Source organism: Luteimicrobium sp. NPDC057192, assembly GCF_042670205.1.
GTDB lineage: Bacteria > Actinomycetota > Actinomycetes > Actinomycetales > Cellulomonadaceae > Luteimicrobium.
Genome location: NZ_JBHUWD010000024.1, coordinates 10,813 through 27,795 on the forward strand (window position 1 = coordinate 10,813; position 16,983 = coordinate 27,795).

The following is a 16,983-nucleotide window of genomic DNA, read 5'->3' on the forward strand; positions in this document are numbered from 1 at the left end:
CCGTGTTCACCAGCGTGCTCGTGGCCAACCGGGGCGAGATCGCCTGCCGGGTGCTCGGAACGCTCCGCCGCCTGGGCGCGCGGTCCGTGGCGGTGCACACGGCGTCCGACGCGGACGCCCGGCACGTGCGCGAGGCCGACGTCGCGGTCCGGCTGGACGTCGACGGGCGCGACCACCAGGGGGCGCGGGCCGCGTACCTCGACGTCGACGCGGTCGTCGGCGCGGCCGTCGCCGCGGGCGCCGAGGCGATCCACCCCGGCTACGGGTTCCTGTCCGAGAGCCCGGCGCTCGCCCGGGCGTGCGCCGCCGCCGGGCTGACGTTCGTCGGGCCGCCGGTGGCGGCGCTCGAGCTCATGGCCGACAAGCTCGCCGCGAAGCGGCTCGTCGGCGGCCGCGGGGTGCCCGTCCTTCCGGGCACGCTCGACGGGGCCGCCCTCGCCGCCGGCACGCCGGCCGCGGCGATCGCCGCGACGGCCCGCGACGTCGGCTACCCGCTGCTGGTCAAGCCGTCGGCGGGCGGCGGCGGCAAGGGCATGGTCGTCGTCCGCACGCCGGACGACCTGGCCGCCGCGCTCGACTCGGCACGGCGCGTCGCCGGGGCGTCGTTCGGCGACGACACCCTGCTGCTCGAGCACCTCGTCGAGCGCCCCCGCCACATCGAGGTCCAGGTGCTCGCCGACACCCACGGCGCCGTGGTCTACCTCGGCGAGCGCGAGTGCACGCTCCAGCGCCGCTACCAGAAGGTGGTCGAGGAGGCCCCCTCGCCCGCGCTCGACGACGCCGCGCGCGCCCGGCTGGGCGAGGCGGCGTGCGAGGTCGCCCGGTCGGTCGGGTACGTGGGCGTCGGCACGGTCGAGTTCCTCGTGCCCGCCGACGACCCGGCGTCGTTCTGGTTCATCGAGATGAACACGCGCCTCCAGGTCGAGCACCCCGTCACCGAGCTCGTCACGGGGCTCGACCTCGTCGAGCTCCAGCTGCGCGTCGCGGCGGGCGAGCCGCTGCCGTTCGCCCAGCCCGACGTGCGGGTCACCGGGCACGCCGTCGAGGCCCGCCTCTACGCCGAGTCGCCGTCCCGGGGCTTCCTGCCCGCGACGGGGCACGTGCTCGTGTACGACGACGCGGGGGCGGCGGCCGGGCCCGGCGCCGCGCCGCTCCGCCTCGACAGCGGCATCGAGGCGGGCACGGCCGTCACCGGGGACTTCGACCCGCTGCTCGCGAAGGCGGTGGCCCACGGCGCCGACCGGGGCCGGGCGCTCGGCCGCCTCGACTCCCTGCTGGGCTCCGTCGTCGTCCTGGGCGTGGAGACCAACCAGGCCTTCCTGCGCGACCTGCTGGCGGACGACGACGTGCGCGCGGGCCGGCTCGACACGGGCCTGATCGACCGCCTGGTGACCGCGCGCCCCGCGACGGAGCCGGACCCGTTGCTGGTGGCCGCGGCCGCGCTGCTGACGCTCCCGCCGGCCGCCGCCGGCCCGTGGGCCGCCCGTGACGGCTGGCGGCTCAACGCCCCGCCCGTCCCGCGGCGCGTGGTGCTCGTCGACGACGCCGGGGAGGAGCACACCGTCGACGTCGCAGGCACGGGCACGGCCTTCTCCCTCGACGGCCGGCCCCCGGTCCCGGTCTCGCTCCGCCCCGCGGGCCCGCCCGACGCCTGGCTCGTGACCCTGGACGGCACCACGCAGAAGGTCTGGGCCGCCTCCACCGATGGAACGACCTGGGTGGGGGCCGACGGCCGGTCCGCAGCCTTCACCGTGCTCACCCGCGCCGAGCAGTCCGCCCGCCGACGTGCCCTGCGCGCGCCGCTCCCGCCGGACGGCGAGGCGTCCGGCGAGGTCCGCGCGGCGATCCCGGGCGCCGTCGTCGCCGTGCTCGCCGAGGACGGGGACGCCGTCGAGCCCGGCACGACGGTCGTCGTCGTCGAGGCCATGAAGATGGAGCACCCCCTGGTCGCGCCGCGCGGCGGCACCCTGCGCCTGCGCGTCCGGCACGGCGACCAGGTCCGGCTCGACCAGGTGGTCGCCGTCGTCGAGCCCTCGACCGAACCGACCGGCGACGCCGGCACGAACTCGACCCCCGAAACCGGTGCGGCAGACCCCGCCGTCCCGGTCACGCACTCCGCCACCCGAGGAGCGTCATGATCACCGAGACCCACGGCCTCACCGACGAGCAGCGCAAGCTCGCCGCCACGGTCCGCGACTTCGCCGACGACGTCGTCGCGCCCGCGGCCTACAAGTACGACACCGAGCGGCGGCTGCCGCTCGAGATCATCCGGCAGATGGGCGACCTCGGCCTGTTCGGCCTGCCGTTCCCCGTCGAGATCGGCGGCCAGGGCAAGGACTACGTGTCCCTGTGCCTCGCCGTCGAGGCCCTCGCGCGCGCCGACCAGTCGATCGCCGTGACGCTCGAGGCCGGCGTCGGGCTCGGCATCATGCCGATCTACCGCCACGGCACCGACGCGCAGCGCGAGCGCTGGCTCCCGGACCTGGTCAGCGGCCGGGCGCTCGGCGCGTTCGGCCTCACCGAGGCGAAGGCCGGCTCCGACGCCGGGGCGACGCGCACCACGGCCCGCCTCGAGGGCGGCGAGTGGGTCATCGACGGCAGCAAGCAGTTCATCACCAACTCGGGCACCCCGATCACGAGCGTCGTCACGATCACCGCCGTGACGGGCGAGCCCGACTCCGGGCGCAAGGAGCTGTCCTCGTTCCTCGTGCCCGCGGGCACGCCGGGCCTCGTCGTCGGGCCCGACTACGACAAGGTCGGGTGGCACACCTCGGACACGCACCCGCTGACCCTGACGGGGGTCCGCGTCCCGGAGGAGAACCTGCTGGGCGAGCGCGGGCGCGGCTACGCGAACTTCCTGCGCGTGCTCGACGAGGGCCGGGTCGCGTTCGCGGCGCTCGCGACGGGCGCCGCGCAGGGCTGCCTCGAGGAGGCGCTGCGGTATGCGGGCACGCGCACCGTGTTCGGCAGCAGCATCGGCTCCCACCAGCACGTCGCGTTCATGCTCGCGCGCATGGAGGCGCGGGCGCACTCGGCCCGGCTGTGCTGGTTCGACGCCGCGCAGAAGCTCGTGCACGGGCAGCCGTTCAAGGCGGAGGCGTCGGTGGCCAAGCTCGTCGCGTCCGAGGCCGCGATGGCGAACGCGCGCGACGCCGCCCAGATCTTCGGCGGGTACGGGTTCCTCAACGAGAACCCGGTGGCCCGGCACTACCGCGACGCCAAGGTGCTCGAGGTCGGCGAGGGCACCACCGAGGTGCAGCTCATGATCCTCGCCCGGGACCTGGGGCTGACGGCATGAGTGCCGACGTCGTCCAGCGCGGGCTCTTCTACGAGGAGCTCGAGGAGGGGGTGCGCTACGTCCACCGCCCGGGGCGCACGCTCACCGAGGCCGACGACGTCCTGTTCTCGACCATGACGATGAACCCGCAGGGGCTGCACCTCGACGCCGCGTGGGCCGCGACGCAGCCCTTCGGCAGGCCGCTCATGAACTCGATGCTCACGCTCGCCACGCTGGTGGGGCTCGCGGTGGCGCACCTGACGCGGGACACCACGGTGGCGAACCTCGGCTTCGAGGAGGTCGCGTTCCCCCACCCGCTCTTCCACGGCGACACCCTCTACGGCGAGACGACGGTGCGGGCCAAGCGCCTGTCCCGGTCCCGCCCGGGCGACGGCGTCGTCACCTTCGAGCACGTGGGCCGCAACCAGACCGACGACGTCGTCGCGCGGGCGGTGCGCACCTCGCTCGTGCGCACCCGTCCTGTCAGCACCCGGGAGGGGCCGTGAACCCCGAGCCGTTCTCCCTGGGCCCTGCGCTGCTGTTCTGCCCCGCCGACCGCCCCGACCGGTTCTCCAAGGCGCTCGACCGTGCCGACGCCGTCGTGCTCGATCTGGAGGACGGCGTCGCGCCGGACGCGAAGGAGGCTGCGCGGCAGGCCGTCGTGGACACGCCCCTGGACCCCGCGCGCACGATCGTGCGCGTGAACCCCGAGGGGACGCCGGAGCACGACGCCGACCTCGCCGCTCTCGCCGGCACCGGCTACCGCACGCTGATGCTGCCGAAGGCGGACGGCCGGTTCGTCGGCCCGCTCGTGCGGCCGGACGGCACGCCCTATGCCGTCGTCGCGCTGTGCGAGACGGCGTCCGGCGTGGTGGCGGCCGCGGCGCTGGCCGCGCGGCCCGACGTCGTCGCGCTCGCCTGGGGAGCGGAGGACCTGGTCGCGTCTCTCGGCGGGACGTCGAGCCGTGCCGACGGCCGGTACCGGGACGTCGCGCGCCACGCCCGCTCGGCGGTGCTGCTCGCGGCCGGCGCTGGCGGCAAGGCGGCGGTCGACGCCGTGCACCTCGACCTCGACGACCTCGACGGGCTGCGCGCGGAGGCGCTGGACGCGGCCGCGGTCGGGTTCGCCGCGAGCATGTGCCTGCACCCGTCGCAGGTGCCGGTGATCCGCGCGGCGTACGCGCCGACGCCCGACGACGTGGCCGCGGCCCGCACGGTGCTCGCCGCGGCGGCGGGCGCGCCGGGGGCGTTCGCGCTGGACGGCCGGATGGTGGACGGGCCGGTGCTCGAGCAGGCGCAGGCCGTGCTGCGGCGCGCAGGTCTCGACACCCGGCACGAGGACGAGGAGGTTCGACGATGACGGTGCTGCATCCCACGGCCGGCCACGCGCTCGACGGCCTGCTGCGCGACGGCATGACGATCGCGGTGGGCGGGTTCGGGCTGAGCGGCAACCCGAACGATCTCATCGAGGCGGTGCGCGAGTCGGGCGTCCGTGACCTGACGGTCGTGTCCAACAACATGGGCGTCGACGGGAAGGGCCTCGGGATCCTGCTCGAGAACGACCAGGTGCGGCACGTGCTCTCGTCGTACGTCGGCGAGAACAAGCTGTTCGCGCAGCGGTTCCTCGACGGCGACCTGGACGTCGAGTTCGTGCCGCAGGGCACGCTGGCCGAGCGGTTGCGCGCGGGCGGGGCGGGCATCCCCGCGTTCTTCACGGCCACGGGCGTGGGCACGCCGCTCGCCGAGGGCAAGCCCGTCCAGGAGTTCGACGGCCGGCGCTACGTCCTCGAGCGGGCCATCGTCGCCGACCTGGCGCTCGTGCACGCGTACCGCGCCGACCGGTACGGCAACCTCGTCTACCGGTACACGGCGCGAAACTTCAACCCGCTGGTCGCCGCGGCGGGGCGGGTGACCGTCGTCGAGGCGGAGCAGATCGGCGACGAGCCCCTCGACCCGGACGTCGTCGTGACGCCCGGCATCTACGTGGACCGCCTCGTCCCTGCGCGCGACCGGGTCAAGGACATCGAGCAGCGCACGGTCCGACCACGACCGGAACCGGCGCCCGCGAGCGAGCCGGCCGAGCTCAGCACGTCGGTGCCGGCGTCGTCGAACCCCGGCCGCACCGGAGGTGCCCGATGACCTGGACCCGCGACGAGATGGCCGCCGTCGCCGCCGCCAAGCTGCGCGACGGCGACTACGTCAACCTGGGGATCGGCATCCCCACCCTGGTGGCCAACCACCAGCCGCCGGGCGTCCGCATCACGCTCCAGTCCGAGAACGGGATGCTGGGCATCGGCCCCTTCCCGTACGAGGGCGAGGAGGACGCGGACCTCATCAACGCCGGCAAGCAGACGGTCACCGCGCTGCCCGGCGCGAGCTACTTCGACTCCGCCGAGTCGTTCGCCATGATCCGCGGCGGCCACGTGAGCATCGCGATCCTCGGCGCGCTCGAGGTCTCCGAGACGGGCGACCTGGCCAACTGGACCGTGCCCGGCAAGCTCGTCAAGGGTCCGGGCGGCGCGATGGACCTGGTCGCGGGCTCGCCGCGCATCGTCGTCCTCATGGACCACGTGGCCCGCGACGGCTCCCCGAAGGTCCGCCGCCGGTGCACGCTCCCCCTCACGGGCGAGGGCGTCGTGAACCGCATCGTGACCGACCGGGCGGTGCTCGACGTCGCACCCACCGGCCTGGTGCTGCGGCGTGTGGCCCCCGGCGTCACCGTCGACGACGTGCGCGCGGCCACCGAGCCGGACCTCACCGTCGACCTCGAACCCCCGACCCAGGAGGAGCCATGACCGTCATCGTCGGCTACCGGCGTACCCCGTTCGTGAAGGCGAACGGCGCCTTCGCGTCCGTGCCCGCGACCACGCTCGGCGCCCACGCCCTGGCTGCGGCGCTCGAGGCGTCCGGCATCGCGCCCGACGACGTCGACGTCGTCCTCGGCGGGCAGGTGCTGCAGGGCGGCGCGGGCCAGAACCCGGCCCGGCAGGCCGCCGTCGGGGCGGGCATCCCGATGACGACGCCGGCGCTCACGCTCAACGTCGTGTGCCTCTCGGGCGCGGAGGCCGTCGTGCAGGCGCACCGGCTCGTCTCGTCGGGCGAGGCACGCGTCGTGGCGGCGGTCGGCATGGAGTCGATGACGCTCGCACCGCACGCGTGGGTCGGGTCGCGCGCCGGGCAGCGGTTCGGGCCGGTCGAGCTGCTCGACACCATGCAGCACGACGGCCTCACCGACGCGTTCGAGCACGACTCCATGGGCCTGAGCACGGAACGCTACGGGGACGCGTTCGAGGGCGCGGCCTGGCAGACGCGCGCCGCTCAGGACGCGTTCGCCGTCGCGTCGCACACGCGCGCCGCCGCTGCGGAGGCGTTCCTCAAGGGCGAGATCGCGCCCGTCGACGTGCCCGGACGTCGCGGCAGCGTCACGGTCGACGCCGACGACGGCGTCCGCGCCGACGCCTCGCTCGACGTGCTCTCCCGCCTGCGGCCCGCGTTCCGGCCCGACGGCACCATCACGGCCGGCAACGCGTCGCAGATCTCCGACGGCGCCGCGGCGCTGGTCCTCGTCGCCGACGACGTCGCGGAGGCGCACGGCCTCACGGGCGTCCGGATCCTCGGGCACGGGCTCGTCGCGGGGCCCGACGTGGGGCTGCACCTCCAGCCGGCGCACGCCATCTCGACCGCGTGCGCCCGGGCGGGCCTGGACGGCCACGGGTTCGGGGCCGTCGAGATCAACGAGGCGTTCGCCGCGGTGGTGCTGGCGTCCGCGGACCACCTCGGCCTCGACCCGGAGATCGTCAACGCGAACGGGGGCGCGATCGCGCTCGGGCACCCCATCGGGGCGTCCGGGGCGAGGATCGTGGGCCACCTGGCGCGGCGGCTCGAGGCGCTCGGGCCGGGCGCGGTGGGAGTCGCGTCGGCCTGTGGTGGCGGCGGGCAGGGCTCCGCGGTCGTGCTGGGGGTGCTCTGATGGGCACGCTCGACGGCAAGGTCGCCCTGGTCTCCGGCGCGGGTCGCGGCATCGGCCGCGAGATCGTGCTCAAGCTCGCTTCCGAGGGCGCGGCGGTCGTCGTCAACGACCTCGACGACGAGCCCGCAGCGGCCACCGTCGCGGACGCCGCCGCCGCCGGCGGGCGCGCCGTGCCGTGCGCGGGCAGCGTCACGGACGAGGGCTTCGCGGAGCGCTTCGTGCAGACGGCGGTCGACACGTTCGGCGGCCTCGACATCGTCGTCAACAACGCGGGCTACACCTGGGACACCGTCATCCAGAAGATGACCGACGACCAGTGGGACGCCATGATCGACGTCCACCTCAAGGCGCCGTTCCGCATCCTCCGCGCCGCGCAGCCCGTCATCTCCGCCGCGGTCAAGGCGGCCCGTGCGGCGGGCGAGCCGGTGCCGTGCCGCAAGGTGGTCAACATCTCCTCGATCTCCGGTCTGGGCGGGAACCCGGGCCAGGTGAACTACGCGGCCGCGAAGGCGGGCGTGACCGGGCTGACCAAGACCATCGCCAAGGAGTGGGGCCGCTACAACGTCACCGCGAACACGGTCGCGTTCGGCCTCATCACGACCCGCCTGACCAACGCCCCCGCCGGCGCCGGCACCATCACCGTGCAAGGCCACGACATCGCCGTGGGCGTCAGCCCCCAGCTCATGGACGCGATGACCGCCCAGGTCCCCCTCGGCCGGCCCGGCACCCCCGCGGAGGCCGCCGGCGCGGTGTACCTGCTGTGCCTGCCCGAGTCCGACTACATCTCGGGGCAGACGCTGGTGTGCGGGGGCGGGTACATCATCTAGACGTGCTGCCAGGCCGGTACACCGAACGGACGACCGCCGCCGGGGCCTCCGCCCGGCGCGCGCTCGCCGCGGCCAGCGTGGCCTCGAGCAGAGCGGCGATCGCGCGGTCGCGCGAGCCCTCCCGCCATGCGACGTACGCGACGCTCGCACTGAGGTCGTCCACGGGGACGACGGCGACCGTGGGCCGGCGGGACCGCTCGGCCACCGAGAGCGGGAGGAAGGTCACGCCGCGACCCAGCTCGACGAGGCGCAGCGCCTCGGCGAGGTTGCGGGCCGCCGGCCCGGGGCGGGGCGCCCGCTCCGGCGGGAGGCGGTCCGCGCCGCGGTAGTACCGGTCGTACGACGGCGGCAGGTCGGGCCAGGCGAGCACGGGTTCGTCGTCGAGATCGGCCCGTGCCAGCACGCCCCGCGCGGCCAGCTCGTGGCCCGCGGGCAGCACCGCGACCCGACTCTCCCGCCAGACGGGCTCGACCTCGACCCCGTGGAACAGTCGCGTGTCCCCGTGGTCCGGGCCGACGACGAGCGCGACGTCCGCGGCCCCGCGCCGCACGAGGTCCGCCAGCTCGCTCGTCTCGGCGAACACGAGCTCGACGGCCGGGCGGTCGGCGCCGTCAGCGGCGAACCGGGCGAGCACCTCGGGCAGCAGGCCGGCGTCGCTGTCGGCCTTGAGCGCGAACCGCAGTGCACGACGTCGTACGCGCGAGGGCGCCACCGACGCGACCGCCCTGTCGACGGCGTCGAGCGCGACGCGCACCTCCGCGAGGAAGCGCGCACCCTCGACGGTCGGCACGCACTCGCGTGTGTTCCGGTCGAGCAGCCGGACGTCGAGAGCGCGCTCCAGCGCCGCGATGCCACGGGACACGGACGGCTGCGAGACCTCGAGCAGCGCGGCGGCGTCCGTGAACGAGCCGCACTCCGCGACCGCGACGAAGGTTCGCAGCTGCCGCAGGTCGACGTCAGTCATGCGTCAAGCGTATGACCGCAGGCACGAGGCGCATTTCCGGGCCAACCGCGCGCCTGTCAGCCTGGCGGTGACGCGGCCGCACGGACCGCGGCAGGACGAGCCGAGGGGAACCGCATGCGCTGGGACATGATCGTCGGGAGCCTGTCGAGGGGATCCGTCAACCGGCAGCTCGCCGGGCGGCTCGCCGAGCTGGCACCGGCCGAGGTGGCCATCGAGGAGATCGAGATCGCCGGCCTCCCGCTGTTCGACTACGAGCTCGAGGACGACTTCCCGCTCGCCGCGCGGGAGGTCAAGGCGCGGGTCGAGGCCAGCGAGCTGCTCGTCTTCGTGACGCCCGAGTACAACCGGTCGATCCCCGCGGCCCTGAAGAACGTCCTCGACTGGGGATCGCGGCCGTGGGGGTCGAACTCCTGGGCAGGCCGGCGCGCCGCGGTGATCGGGACGGGGCTGAACGGCGCCGGGACCGCCGTCGCGCAGTCACAGCTGCGGGGGATCCTCGGGTACCTCGGGGTGACGGTCGTCGGGGCGACCGAGGTCTGCCTGCCGTGGCGGGACGACCTGCTCGACGACCCGGCCGTCACCGAGCGGCTCCGGTCGTTCCTCGCCGAGCTGGACGAGCACGCTCGCGCCGGGGCGCTCGGCGAACCCGTCCTGCAGGGGCTCCGCCCCTGACGGCAGCGCTCAGCCGGCGGCGTGGAGGGTCTTGAGCAGCTTGCCCGTCCGCGCGTCGAGCAGGACGACGCTGTGCGGGGGCCAGCCGTGGTGGTCCTGGGGAGCCCGGTAGCCCGCGGTGTCGAAGCCGGTGCCGCGGTCGCAGACCTCGAGGGCGAGGCCGGTGTCCGTGGCGACCTCGGCCGTCGCCGGGTGCTCGGCGATCCACGGCTCCCACGTGGACGGGTCCGCGTAGTTGCCGTCGGCGTCGGCGGGCGTGCTGTTCCACCAGCCCTCGAACCCGCCGACCTCGTCGCCGTCGATGGTCACGGGGGTACCGTCCGTGCACCGCGCGTCCGCCGACACCCCCGACGACGACGTCGGCGCCGGTCCGGTCAGCCCGGCAAAGGTCGGGTCGACCGCGGGCTCCGTCGCGCGCTGCGTGGCAGCGTCGGACGCCGCCGGCGGTGCGGCAACCGCCGCGTCGGACTTGATGGCGCAGCCGGAGACCGCCAGCACACCCACCACGACACACGCTCCCCCGAGCGCCAGCGCACGACTCATGCGGCGTGTCTACCAGACCGGCCGCTCGGGCAACAGACCTGACGCTTGCCGGATACCAACTTTTGCCGAAGTAGTACGGCCGCCGGTCTATCTCGCCGAAGTAGTACGGCAGCCGTACTACTTCGGCGAGGTACACGGCCGGCGGTCTACTTCGGCGAGGCGGTCGAGCCGCGGACGACGAGCTCGGTCGCGAGCGACACGTGCAGCGCGTCGACCGCCTGCCGCGCGATGAGCCGCAGCAGCAGCGACACGGCCATCCGCCCCATCTCCTCGAGCGGCTGGTGCGCGGTGGTGAGCGCGGGGACGGTGGAGCGCGCGAGGTCGAGGTCGTCGAAGCCGGTCACGGACAGGTCTCCGGGCACCGCGAGCCCGCGCTCCGCGGCCGCGCGCAGCACCCCGGACGCCACCTTGTCGTTGAACGCCACGAGCGCGGTCGGCGCGCCCCCGGGCCCTGGCTCGTCGAGGAGCTCGCAGGCCGCACGGTACCCGTCGTCCGCCGTCGGACGGACGCTGCGCCGCAGGGATGGGTCGGGCAGCAGGCCGGCGTCCGCGAGCGCCGACGCGTGCCCGGCGAGCCGCGACCGGCTGGCGAGCCACTCGGTGGGGCCGCCGACGACGCCGATCCGCCGGTGCCCGAGCTCGAGGAGGTGCGCGGTGAGCGCCCGCGCGCTGGTGAGGTGCGCGGCGGACACGGACGGCACGTCGGCGGGCAGCGTCGTCATGGGGTCGACGACGACGAACGGGAACCGCGAGGTCCGCAGGGCCTCGAGCTCACGGACAGGCTCGGGCGGGAGGACGAGGACGGCGCCGGCGAGCTCCCGGTCGCGGGCGAGCCCGGCGAGGACGGGGCGTTCGCGCGCGGTTTCCCCGGTGTCGAGGACGGCGCGGCGTCCGTGGACGGCGAGCGTCTCGACGGCGGCGGTGACGACCCGCCCGAAGTAGTCGTCGAGGACGTAGGGGCACCGGACGAGGACGGGTGCGTCGGGTGCGGGCCCGCGCACGGCCGCGGCCCCGTTTCCCACGGGAGCACCCAGCCGGGCGGCGACGGCCAGGATCTCGTCGCGGGTGGCGGGCGCGACGGCGGGGTGGCCGCTCATCGCGCGCGAGACGGTGCCGACGGAGTACCCCGAAGCAGCGGCGACCTGCCGGACGGTGACCCGGCCGCTCGGCCGCCTACCCACGGACCCACGCCTCGATGCGTTCCACGGCTGGATCATAACGGTCCACGTTGACAGCGCGAGAATCCGCGTGCATCGATGGGAGAGGGCGGCGCGCGACCAGCGAATGTTCCATATGTGTTCCACGATGGAGCGTCCCGAGGTCGGGCACCGCGCAGGGACCACCGCTCGACGACGAGAGGAACGACCATGACGTCACCGACGACGCCACCACCCACCCGGAGGACCGCGCACCGCACGCTCGCCGCCGGCACCGCACTGGCCGCGACCGCCGCGCTCGCGCTCGCACCGGCGCTCGCCGCCGACGCCCACCCCGGGAACGGCCGTACGACCGACGACGTGCGCGCCTGGGTCACCACCCCGGACGGCACCCAACGGCTCACCGAGCAGGCGCCCGTCAGCTTCACGACCGGCACGTCGACCCGCACGACCATCACCATCGACCCCGCCACGACCTACCAGACCATGGACGGCTTCGGCGGCGCGCTCACCGACTCGACCGCCGCCGTCCTGTACCAGCTGAGCCCGTCCGCGCGTGCGCAGGCCATGCGCGACCTCTTCAGCCCGTCCGACGGCATCGGCGTCAGCTTCCTGCGGCAGCCCGTCGGGTCGTCGGACTTCACCGCGACGAGCGAGCACTACACGTACGACGACGTCGCACCGGGCCAGACCGACCTCGCCCTGAAGCACTTCTCCATCGCGCACGACGAGGCCCAGATCCTTCCCCTCCTGCGCCAGGCCAAGAAGCTCAACCCGTCCATCAAGGTCGTGGCGACCCCGTGGTCGCCGCCCGCCTGGATGAAGACCAACGACTCGCTCGTCGGCGGCCGCCTCAAGGACGACCCCGCCTACTACGACGCCTACGCCCGCTACCTCGTGAAGTACGTCAAGGCGTACGCCGCGGCCGGGATCCCCGTCGACTACCTGACCGTCCAGAACGAGCCCCAGAACCGGACCCCCTCCGGGTACCCGGGCACCGACATGGGCGTGAAGCAGGAGGAGAAGGTCATCGAGGCGCTCGGTCCGCTCCTGAAGAAGGCCAGCCCGCGCACCAAGATCCTCGGCTACGACCACAACTGGTCCACGCACCCCAACGACGCCGCGTCAGCCCCGGCCGACGAGCCCGGCGGCGAGACGGACTACCCGTACCAGCTGCTCGACTCGCCCGCGGCGAAGTGGATCGCCGGGACCGCCTACCACTGCTACGCCGGCGACCCCAGCGCCCAGACCGCGCTCCACGACGCGTACCCCGACAAGGGCATCTGGTTCACCGAGTGCTCCGGTTCCCACGGCGCCACCGACACCCCGGCGCAGTACTTCAGCGACACCCTCAAGTGGCACGCCCGGACCATCACGCTGGGCACCACGCGCAACTGGGCCAAGTCGGTCCTCGACTGGAACCTCGCCCTCGACGACGACGGCGGCCCCCACCTCGGCGGCTGCGACACCTGCACCGGGTTCCTCGCCGTCCACCCCGACGGCACCTACAGCAAGAACGCCGAGTACTACACCATCGGGCACCTCGCGAAGTTCGTGCAGCAGGGCGCGGTCCGCATCGGCTCCACGTCCTTCGGCACCACCGGCTGGAACGGCCAGCTCATGGACGTCGCGTTCCGCAACCCTGACGGCTCCACCGCGCTCGTCGTCCACAACGAGAACGACAACCCTCGTTCGTTCGCCGTCGCGGTGGGCTCCCGGACGTTCGAGTACACGCTCCCCGGCGGCGCGCTCGCCACGTTCACGTGGCCCGCGTCCGCGACCCGCGGCGCGTTCACCGGGTCCGCGCTCGCCGGCCTCCTGCCGGTCTCGCTCGCCCACGCGACGGCCACCGCGTCGTCCGCACCCGACGACGCGAAGCTCGCGATCGACGCCGACGCCTCCACCCGCTGGTCCTCCGGCGCCGCGCAGACGCCCGGGCAGTACGTCCAGCTCGACCTCGGGAAGATCACCGAGCTCCGGCGCGTCGCCATCGACGCCGGCGACAACCTCGGCGACTACCCCCGTGGCTGGGCCGTCAGCACCAGCCTCGACGGCACCCACTGGACCACCAAGGCCAGCGGGACCGGCGTCGGGCAGCTCACCAACGTCGACCTCCGACCCACCCTCGCCCGGTACGTGAGGATCACGCAGACGGGGACGTCGGGCTCCTGGTGGAGCGTGGCGGACGTGCGCCTGTACCGCTGATCGGCTCGGCTCGCCTCTCCTGCCCGCGGGGTGTGTCCGCGGGCAGGAGGGGGAGGGTGTCGCGCGACCTTCCATCCGCCTCGCTCGTTCCTCGCTCGGCTCCCGCCAGACCCGCCACGGTCGCGCGACACCCTCCCCCTCCTGCCCGCTCAGCTTCCGGGTTGCCATTGGCACCGGGTCAGTGGGCCAGCCGCAGCGTCTGGCTGGTGGTGCGGAAAGCGGCGGTCTCAGGCTGGTGGCGGAAAGGGCGTGGGTGCTACCGGGCCTCGGAGACGAAGATCACGTGACGGCGCCGGAGCAGTTCTGGTACCGTTGTACTAGAAATGCTTCAGGACCCTTCACCCCAGGACAACGAGCCGACCAGCCGCGAGCTGGTCGGCTCCTCGCCGTCTCCGGACCCCACGACGCCACCGGTCGCTGCGCCGTCGCCCGACGGCCGGACGTCGCGGAACCCGTACACCGCGATCCTGCGCGTGCCCGGGGCGCTGCAGTTCTCCGCGTCGGCGCTCGTGGCCCGGCTGCCCATGTCGATGGTCGGAATCGCCACGGTCCTGATGATCCAGGGCCTGTACCACTCGTACGCGCTCGCGGGGCGGATCTCCGCGGTCCTCGTCATCGCGCAGGCGATCTGCTCGCCCCAGCTCGCGCGCCTCGTCGACCGGCGCGGCCAGCGCCGCGTCATGCTGCCCATGCTGGCCGTCGCGAGCGTCGGGCTGATCGGTCTGATCGTGACGGCCGTGACGCGGGCGCCCGAGCCGCTGCTGTACGTCTTCGCGGTCCTCGCGGGCGGCGGCGCCGGCTCGTACGGCTCGATCGTCCGCACCCGGTGGTCCAAGGTCCTCGACGACCCGCGCCGCCTCCACACCGCCTACTCGCTCGAGTCGGCGCTCGACGAGGTCGTGTTCGTCGTCGGGCCGGTCGTCGCGACGCTGCTCGCGACGAGCGTCAGCCCCTGGTCGGGCCTCGCCGTGCCGCTCGTCGCGGGGCTCGTCGGCGGCCTGTGGTTCCTGTCGCTGCGTGCGACCGAGCCGCCGCCCGTCCCCCGGACCCCGGACGCGGCGGGCCACCGCTCCGTCCTGCGCAACCCGGCAGCGCTCGTCGTCTGCGTCGTGTTCGTCGCGCTGGGCGTGATCTTCGGCGCCACCGACGTCTCGACCATCGCTTTCGCCGACGAGCACCACCACAAGCCGTGGGCCGGCGCGATCCTCGCCGTGTTCGCGGCAGGCTCGCTGTGCGGCGGGCTCCTCTACGGCGCCCGCCACTGGCGGTCGGCGCTGTGGAAGCGGTTCGTCGTGGGCATGGTCGTCCTCGCGCTCGGCGTCTCGATGTTCCGGCTCGTCGACTCGATCCCGGCGCTCGTCGCGGTCATGTTCGTCACCGGCTTCGCGATCGCCCCCACGCTCATCAACGGGAACGGGCTCATCCAGCAGGTCGTCGGCGCCGGGCAGCTCACCGAAGGCCTCGCGTGGGCCGGCACCGCGCTCGGCATCGGGGTCTCGATCGGGTCCGCGGTCGCGGGCTCGCGCATCGACGCCGCCGGCGCGCACGCGGGCTACCTCGTCGTGCTTGCCGCTGCCGGTGCGGCGACCGTGCTCGTCGTCGCGACCGCGGGCGTCCTGCGCCGCAGCGCCCGTATCCGGGTCGAGCTGCACGCCTGACCGGCCGCGGTCAGCCCGCGTCCCGCAGCTCCCGCACCCACCCGACGACGTCGCCCACCTCGGCCGCGTCCGCCACCCCACGTCCCGCGCCGCCCGCCGCGAGGACGAGGGGCAGCACCGCCCCGGCGAGGGTCTCCACGACCATTGCCGAGGTCCCGTCCCGGGTGTCCGCCCGCACCGAGGCGACCGACGCCCACGGCCAGCCAGCGAGCTGCGTCTCCCGGCGCGCGTCCCAGAGCTCCAGCCCCGGCGGACCGGCTGCGACGACGACGGCGAGCCGCCGCGACCGCCGTAGGCGCGGCGCGTAGGTGCCCTCCGCGAGCAGCCCCGCGTAGAGGGCCGGCGTCCCGTGCGCGAGCCCCGCCCACCAGCCGCGACGACGCGCGCCGACCGCGGCGAGAGTCCGCCTGGGCCTCACGCCACCCCGGCCGCGGCGGTGGCGCCCGCACCCAGCCGGACGCTCTGCCCCGGTCCGTCCGCACCCGCACCCGGCTCGCCGTCGTCGTCCGGGGCGTCGGGGTCGTCGTCGTGCCCGACCGACGCGACGATCGCGTCGAACAGGGCCAACATCCCTTCGCGGAGCGGGACCAGGTGCGTCGCGAAGACGAGCTGGTACCAGCCGCTGCCGTCCTGGGGGTCGAGCCAGTACCGCGCGACGAGCTGGGGCATCCGCTCGGCGTCGAGCTCCGCCGGCCCCCGCTCGACGGCGACCTGCCGCACGACCGTCCCCAGGGGCCCCTCGGCGACGACGACCTCCGTGTCCGGGGCGGCGACCGCCGTGAGGTCGGCGGCGAGCCGCACGAGCCCTTCGCGCTTGCGCGGGATCCGGCTCGGCGCCGGAGCCGGCACGCGGAACGTGGTGAGCGACGCCGACAGCGGCTTGTCGCCGGCCTGCATGAGCGAGAACGCCATGATCCGGCCTCGCGCGGCGGCGGCGGCGCGGGTGCTCGCGTCGAGCTCGCGGAGCACGTCGAGCTGCAGCGGCGACGGCTTGTCGGCGCGGCCGAACTGCCGTGCGACCAGCCCGCGGACGGCGCGCCGGCGCGACCGCTCGTCCGTCAGGTCGACGACCCACCAGTCCTCCGGCAGGAGCAGCCCGAGGCCGTCGGCCTCGCGTCCGCCCGTGCGCGTCCCGGCGCTCACGCGACCTCCACCGTGAGGCTCTGGACGATCGTCAGCGCCTCGCCGCTCAGCGCCTCGAACGCGGTCGGGACGTTCGTCTGGAACTCGAGACGCATGGCCTCGTCGGCGCCCGTCGGGAACACGGTCGCCGCGATGCGCGACAGGACCACCCCGGTGTCCTTGAACCCGCGGACCTCGACCTCCATGAGGACCTGGCCGGCGTCGACGTCACCGAGCGCGGTCGAGTGGTCGAGGAGCCGGGTGCCGCGGATCTTCTCCGCCTTGCGAACCCGCTTGAGCAGCGCCGCCGGGTCGAACGCCGTCCCGGCCTCGGGGTAGAGGTAGGTGAGCGTGAACTGCCCCCAGGGCAGGTCGGCCGGGTCGGGGTACCAGAGCCCACCGGCCAGCGAGTGCCCGTCGACGAGGATCTGCTCGAGGTCGGCGACGGCCTGGAGGTAGCCGGGCTCGAGCGCCGCGTCGAGGCCGAGCCCGCGCACGAACTCCTCGGCCTCCTCGCTCGCGCCTGCCGTCCAGCCGACCCACTGCTCGCTCGTCCCGGCGTCGTACCCGACGATGTGCCCCATCGAT

At 74.6% G+C, this 16,983-nt stretch carries 17 protein-coding genes; 11 read left to right on the forward strand and 6 right to left on the reverse strand.

Going from position 1 to position 16,983, the window contains the following annotated elements; genetic code table 11:
* The first annotated feature begins 2 nt into the window (after window positions 1-2).
* From ACFT5B_RS12180 to ACFT5B_RS12215, 8 genes are read left to right on the forward strand one after another with little or no spacing between them, the layout of a single operon-like run.
* On the forward strand, window positions 3-2,138 hold the full coding sequence (locus ACFT5B_RS12180; protein WP_386798543.1) for a biotin carboxylase N-terminal domain-containing protein: 2,136 nt from the start codon (window positions 3-5) through the stop codon (window positions 2,136-2,138).
* Window positions 2,135-3,298, forward strand: a complete 1,164-nt coding sequence (locus ACFT5B_RS12185) for an acyl-CoA dehydrogenase family protein (RefSeq protein WP_386798545.1) — start codon at window positions 2,135-2,137, stop codon at window positions 3,296-3,298. The genes ACFT5B_RS12180 and ACFT5B_RS12185 overlap by 4 nt, the downstream gene beginning before the upstream one ends.
* Window positions 3,295-3,783, forward strand: coding sequence for a MaoC family dehydratase (locus ACFT5B_RS12190; protein ID WP_386798547.1), 489 nt, complete (start codon window positions 3,295-3,297; stop codon window positions 3,781-3,783). The genes ACFT5B_RS12185 and ACFT5B_RS12190 overlap by 4 nt, the downstream gene beginning before the upstream one ends.
* Window positions 3,780-4,637, forward strand: coding sequence for an HpcH/HpaI aldolase/citrate lyase family protein (locus ACFT5B_RS12195; protein WP_386798549.1), 858 nt, complete (start codon window positions 3,780-3,782; stop codon window positions 4,635-4,637). The genes ACFT5B_RS12190 and ACFT5B_RS12195 overlap by 4 nt, the downstream gene beginning before the upstream one ends.
* On the forward strand, window positions 4,634-5,416 hold the full coding sequence (locus tag ACFT5B_RS12200) for a CoA transferase subunit A (RefSeq protein ID WP_386798551.1): 783 nt from the start codon (window positions 4,634-4,636) through the stop codon (window positions 5,414-5,416). Before ACFT5B_RS12195 ends, ACFT5B_RS12200 begins: the two co-directional genes overlap by 4 nt.
* Window positions 5,413-6,072, forward strand: a complete 660-nt coding sequence (locus ACFT5B_RS12205) for a CoA transferase subunit B (protein WP_386798553.1) — start codon at window positions 5,413-5,415, stop codon at window positions 6,070-6,072. Before ACFT5B_RS12200 ends, ACFT5B_RS12205 begins: the two co-directional genes overlap by 4 nt.
* Window positions 6,069-7,247, forward strand: a complete 1,179-nt coding sequence (locus tag ACFT5B_RS12210) for an acetyl-CoA C-acyltransferase (protein WP_386798555.1) — start codon at window positions 6,069-6,071, stop codon at window positions 7,245-7,247. The genes ACFT5B_RS12205 and ACFT5B_RS12210 overlap by 4 nt, the downstream gene beginning before the upstream one ends.
* Window positions 7,247-8,074 (forward strand): SDR family NAD(P)-dependent oxidoreductase, encoded by an 828-nt coding sequence (locus ACFT5B_RS12215; protein ID WP_386798557.1) that lies wholly within the window; start codon window positions 7,247-7,249, stop codon window positions 8,072-8,074. Before ACFT5B_RS12210 ends, ACFT5B_RS12215 begins: the two co-directional genes overlap by 1 nt.
* On the opposite strand, the gene ACFT5B_RS12220 is transcribed toward ACFT5B_RS12215, so the two are convergent.
* Window positions 8,067-9,038 carry a LysR family transcriptional regulator gene (locus ACFT5B_RS12220; RefSeq protein WP_386798559.1) on the reverse strand — a complete coding sequence of 324 codons (972 nt, stop codon included), beginning with the start codon at window positions 9,036-9,038 and terminating at the stop codon, window positions 8,067-8,069. The genes ACFT5B_RS12215 and ACFT5B_RS12220 overlap by 8 nt on opposite strands.
* A 114-nt stretch (window positions 9,039-9,152) precedes the next feature.
* Here ACFT5B_RS12220 and ACFT5B_RS12225 point away from each other — a divergent pair, with 114 nt between their 5' ends.
* Window positions 9,153-9,710, forward strand: a complete 558-nt coding sequence (locus tag ACFT5B_RS12225) for an NADPH-dependent FMN reductase (protein WP_386798561.1) — start codon at window positions 9,153-9,155, stop codon at window positions 9,708-9,710.
* A 9-nt stretch (window positions 9,711-9,719) separates the two neighbouring features.
* Here ACFT5B_RS12225 and ACFT5B_RS12230 read toward each other — a convergent pair whose 3' ends face one another.
* On the reverse strand, window positions 9,720-10,253 hold the full coding sequence (locus ACFT5B_RS12230; protein WP_386798563.1) for a hypothetical protein: 534 nt from the start codon (window positions 10,251-10,253) through the stop codon (window positions 9,720-9,722).
* 146 nt (window positions 10,254-10,399) lie between these two features.
* Entirely contained in the window at window positions 10,400-11,470 is a 1,071-nt protein-coding gene (locus ACFT5B_RS12235; RefSeq protein WP_386798565.1) for a LacI family DNA-binding transcriptional regulator, read from the reverse strand.
* A 150-nt stretch (window positions 11,471-11,620) separates the two neighbouring features.
* Here ACFT5B_RS12235 and ACFT5B_RS12240 point away from each other — a divergent pair, with 150 nt between their 5' ends.
* Window positions 11,621-13,615, forward strand: a complete 1,995-nt coding sequence (locus ACFT5B_RS12240) for a discoidin domain-containing protein (protein WP_386798567.1) — start codon at window positions 11,621-11,623, stop codon at window positions 13,613-13,615.
* A 323-nt stretch (window positions 13,616-13,938) separates the two neighbouring features.
* Window positions 13,939-15,273 carry an MFS transporter gene (locus ACFT5B_RS12245; RefSeq protein WP_386798569.1) on the forward strand — a complete coding sequence of 445 codons (1,335 nt, stop codon included), beginning with the start codon at window positions 13,939-13,941 and terminating at the stop codon, window positions 15,271-15,273.
* A 10-nt stretch (window positions 15,274-15,283) separates the two neighbouring features.
* Here ACFT5B_RS12245 and ACFT5B_RS12250 read toward each other — a convergent pair whose 3' ends face one another.
* Genes ACFT5B_RS12250 through ACFT5B_RS12260 form a run of 3 tightly spaced genes read right to left on the reverse strand, consistent with a single transcriptional unit; the run spans window position 15,284 to window position 16,979 of the window.
* Complete coding sequence (locus ACFT5B_RS12250) at window positions 15,284-15,691, reverse strand: hypothetical protein (protein ID WP_386798570.1); 408 nt, start codon at window positions 15,689-15,691, stop codon at window positions 15,284-15,286.
* Window positions 15,688-16,416, reverse strand: coding sequence for a hypothetical protein (locus ACFT5B_RS12255; RefSeq protein ID WP_386798572.1), 729 nt, complete (start codon window positions 16,414-16,416; stop codon window positions 15,688-15,690). The genes ACFT5B_RS12250 and ACFT5B_RS12255 overlap by 4 nt, the downstream gene beginning before the upstream one ends.
* Entirely contained in the window at window positions 16,413-16,979 is a 567-nt protein-coding gene (locus ACFT5B_RS12260; protein WP_386798574.1) for a hypothetical protein, read from the reverse strand. The genes ACFT5B_RS12255 and ACFT5B_RS12260 overlap by 4 nt, the downstream gene beginning before the upstream one ends.
* Window positions 16,980-16,983: the final 4 nt, after the last annotated feature.

What these genes read in the sequence shown, in the direction of transcription:
- ACFT5B_RS12185 (WP_386798545.1), top strand. Translation starts at nt 2,135, where the DNA reads ATGATCACCGAGACCCACGGCCTCACCGACGAGCAGCGCAAGCTCGCC.
- ACFT5B_RS12190 (WP_386798547.1), top strand. Translation starts at nt 3,295, where the DNA reads ATGAGTGCCGACGTCGTCCAGCGCGGGCTCTTCTACGAGGAGCTCGAG.
- ACFT5B_RS12200 (WP_386798551.1), top strand. Translation starts at nt 4,634, where the DNA reads ATGACGGTGCTGCATCCCACGGCCGGCCACGCGCTCGACGGCCTGCTG.
- ACFT5B_RS12205 (WP_386798553.1), top strand. Translation starts at nt 5,413, where the DNA reads ATGACCTGGACCCGCGACGAGATGGCCGCCGTCGCCGCCGCCAAGCTG.
- ACFT5B_RS12210 (WP_386798555.1), top strand. Translation starts at nt 6,069, where the DNA reads ATGACCGTCATCGTCGGCTACCGGCGTACCCCGTTCGTGAAGGCGAAC.
- ACFT5B_RS12215 (WP_386798557.1), top strand. Translation starts at nt 7,247, where the DNA reads ATGGGCACGCTCGACGGCAAGGTCGCCCTGGTCTCCGGCGCGGGTCGC.
- ACFT5B_RS12220 (WP_386798559.1), bottom strand. Translation starts at nt 9,038, where the DNA reads ATGACTGACGTCGACCTGCGGCAGCTGCGAACCTTCGTCGCGGTCGCG.
- ACFT5B_RS12225 (WP_386798561.1), top strand. Translation starts at nt 9,153, where the DNA reads ATGCGCTGGGACATGATCGTCGGGAGCCTGTCGAGGGGATCCGTCAAC.
- ACFT5B_RS12230 (WP_386798563.1), bottom strand. Translation starts at nt 10,253, where the DNA reads ATGAGTCGTGCGCTGGCGCTCGGGGGAGCGTGTGTCGTGGTGGGTGTG.
- ACFT5B_RS12235 (WP_386798565.1), bottom strand. Translation starts at nt 11,470, where the DNA reads ATGATCCAGCCGTGGAACGCATCGAGGCGTGGGTCCGTGGGTAGGCGG.
- ACFT5B_RS12240 (WP_386798567.1), top strand. Translation starts at nt 11,621, where the DNA reads ATGACGTCACCGACGACGCCACCACCCACCCGGAGGACCGCGCACCGC.
- ACFT5B_RS12245 (WP_386798569.1), top strand. Translation starts at nt 13,939, where the DNA reads ATGCTTCAGGACCCTTCACCCCAGGACAACGAGCCGACCAGCCGCGAG.
- ACFT5B_RS12260 (WP_386798574.1), bottom strand. Translation starts at nt 16,979, where the DNA reads ATGGGGCACATCGTCGGGTACGACGCCGGGACGAGCGAGCAGTGGGTC.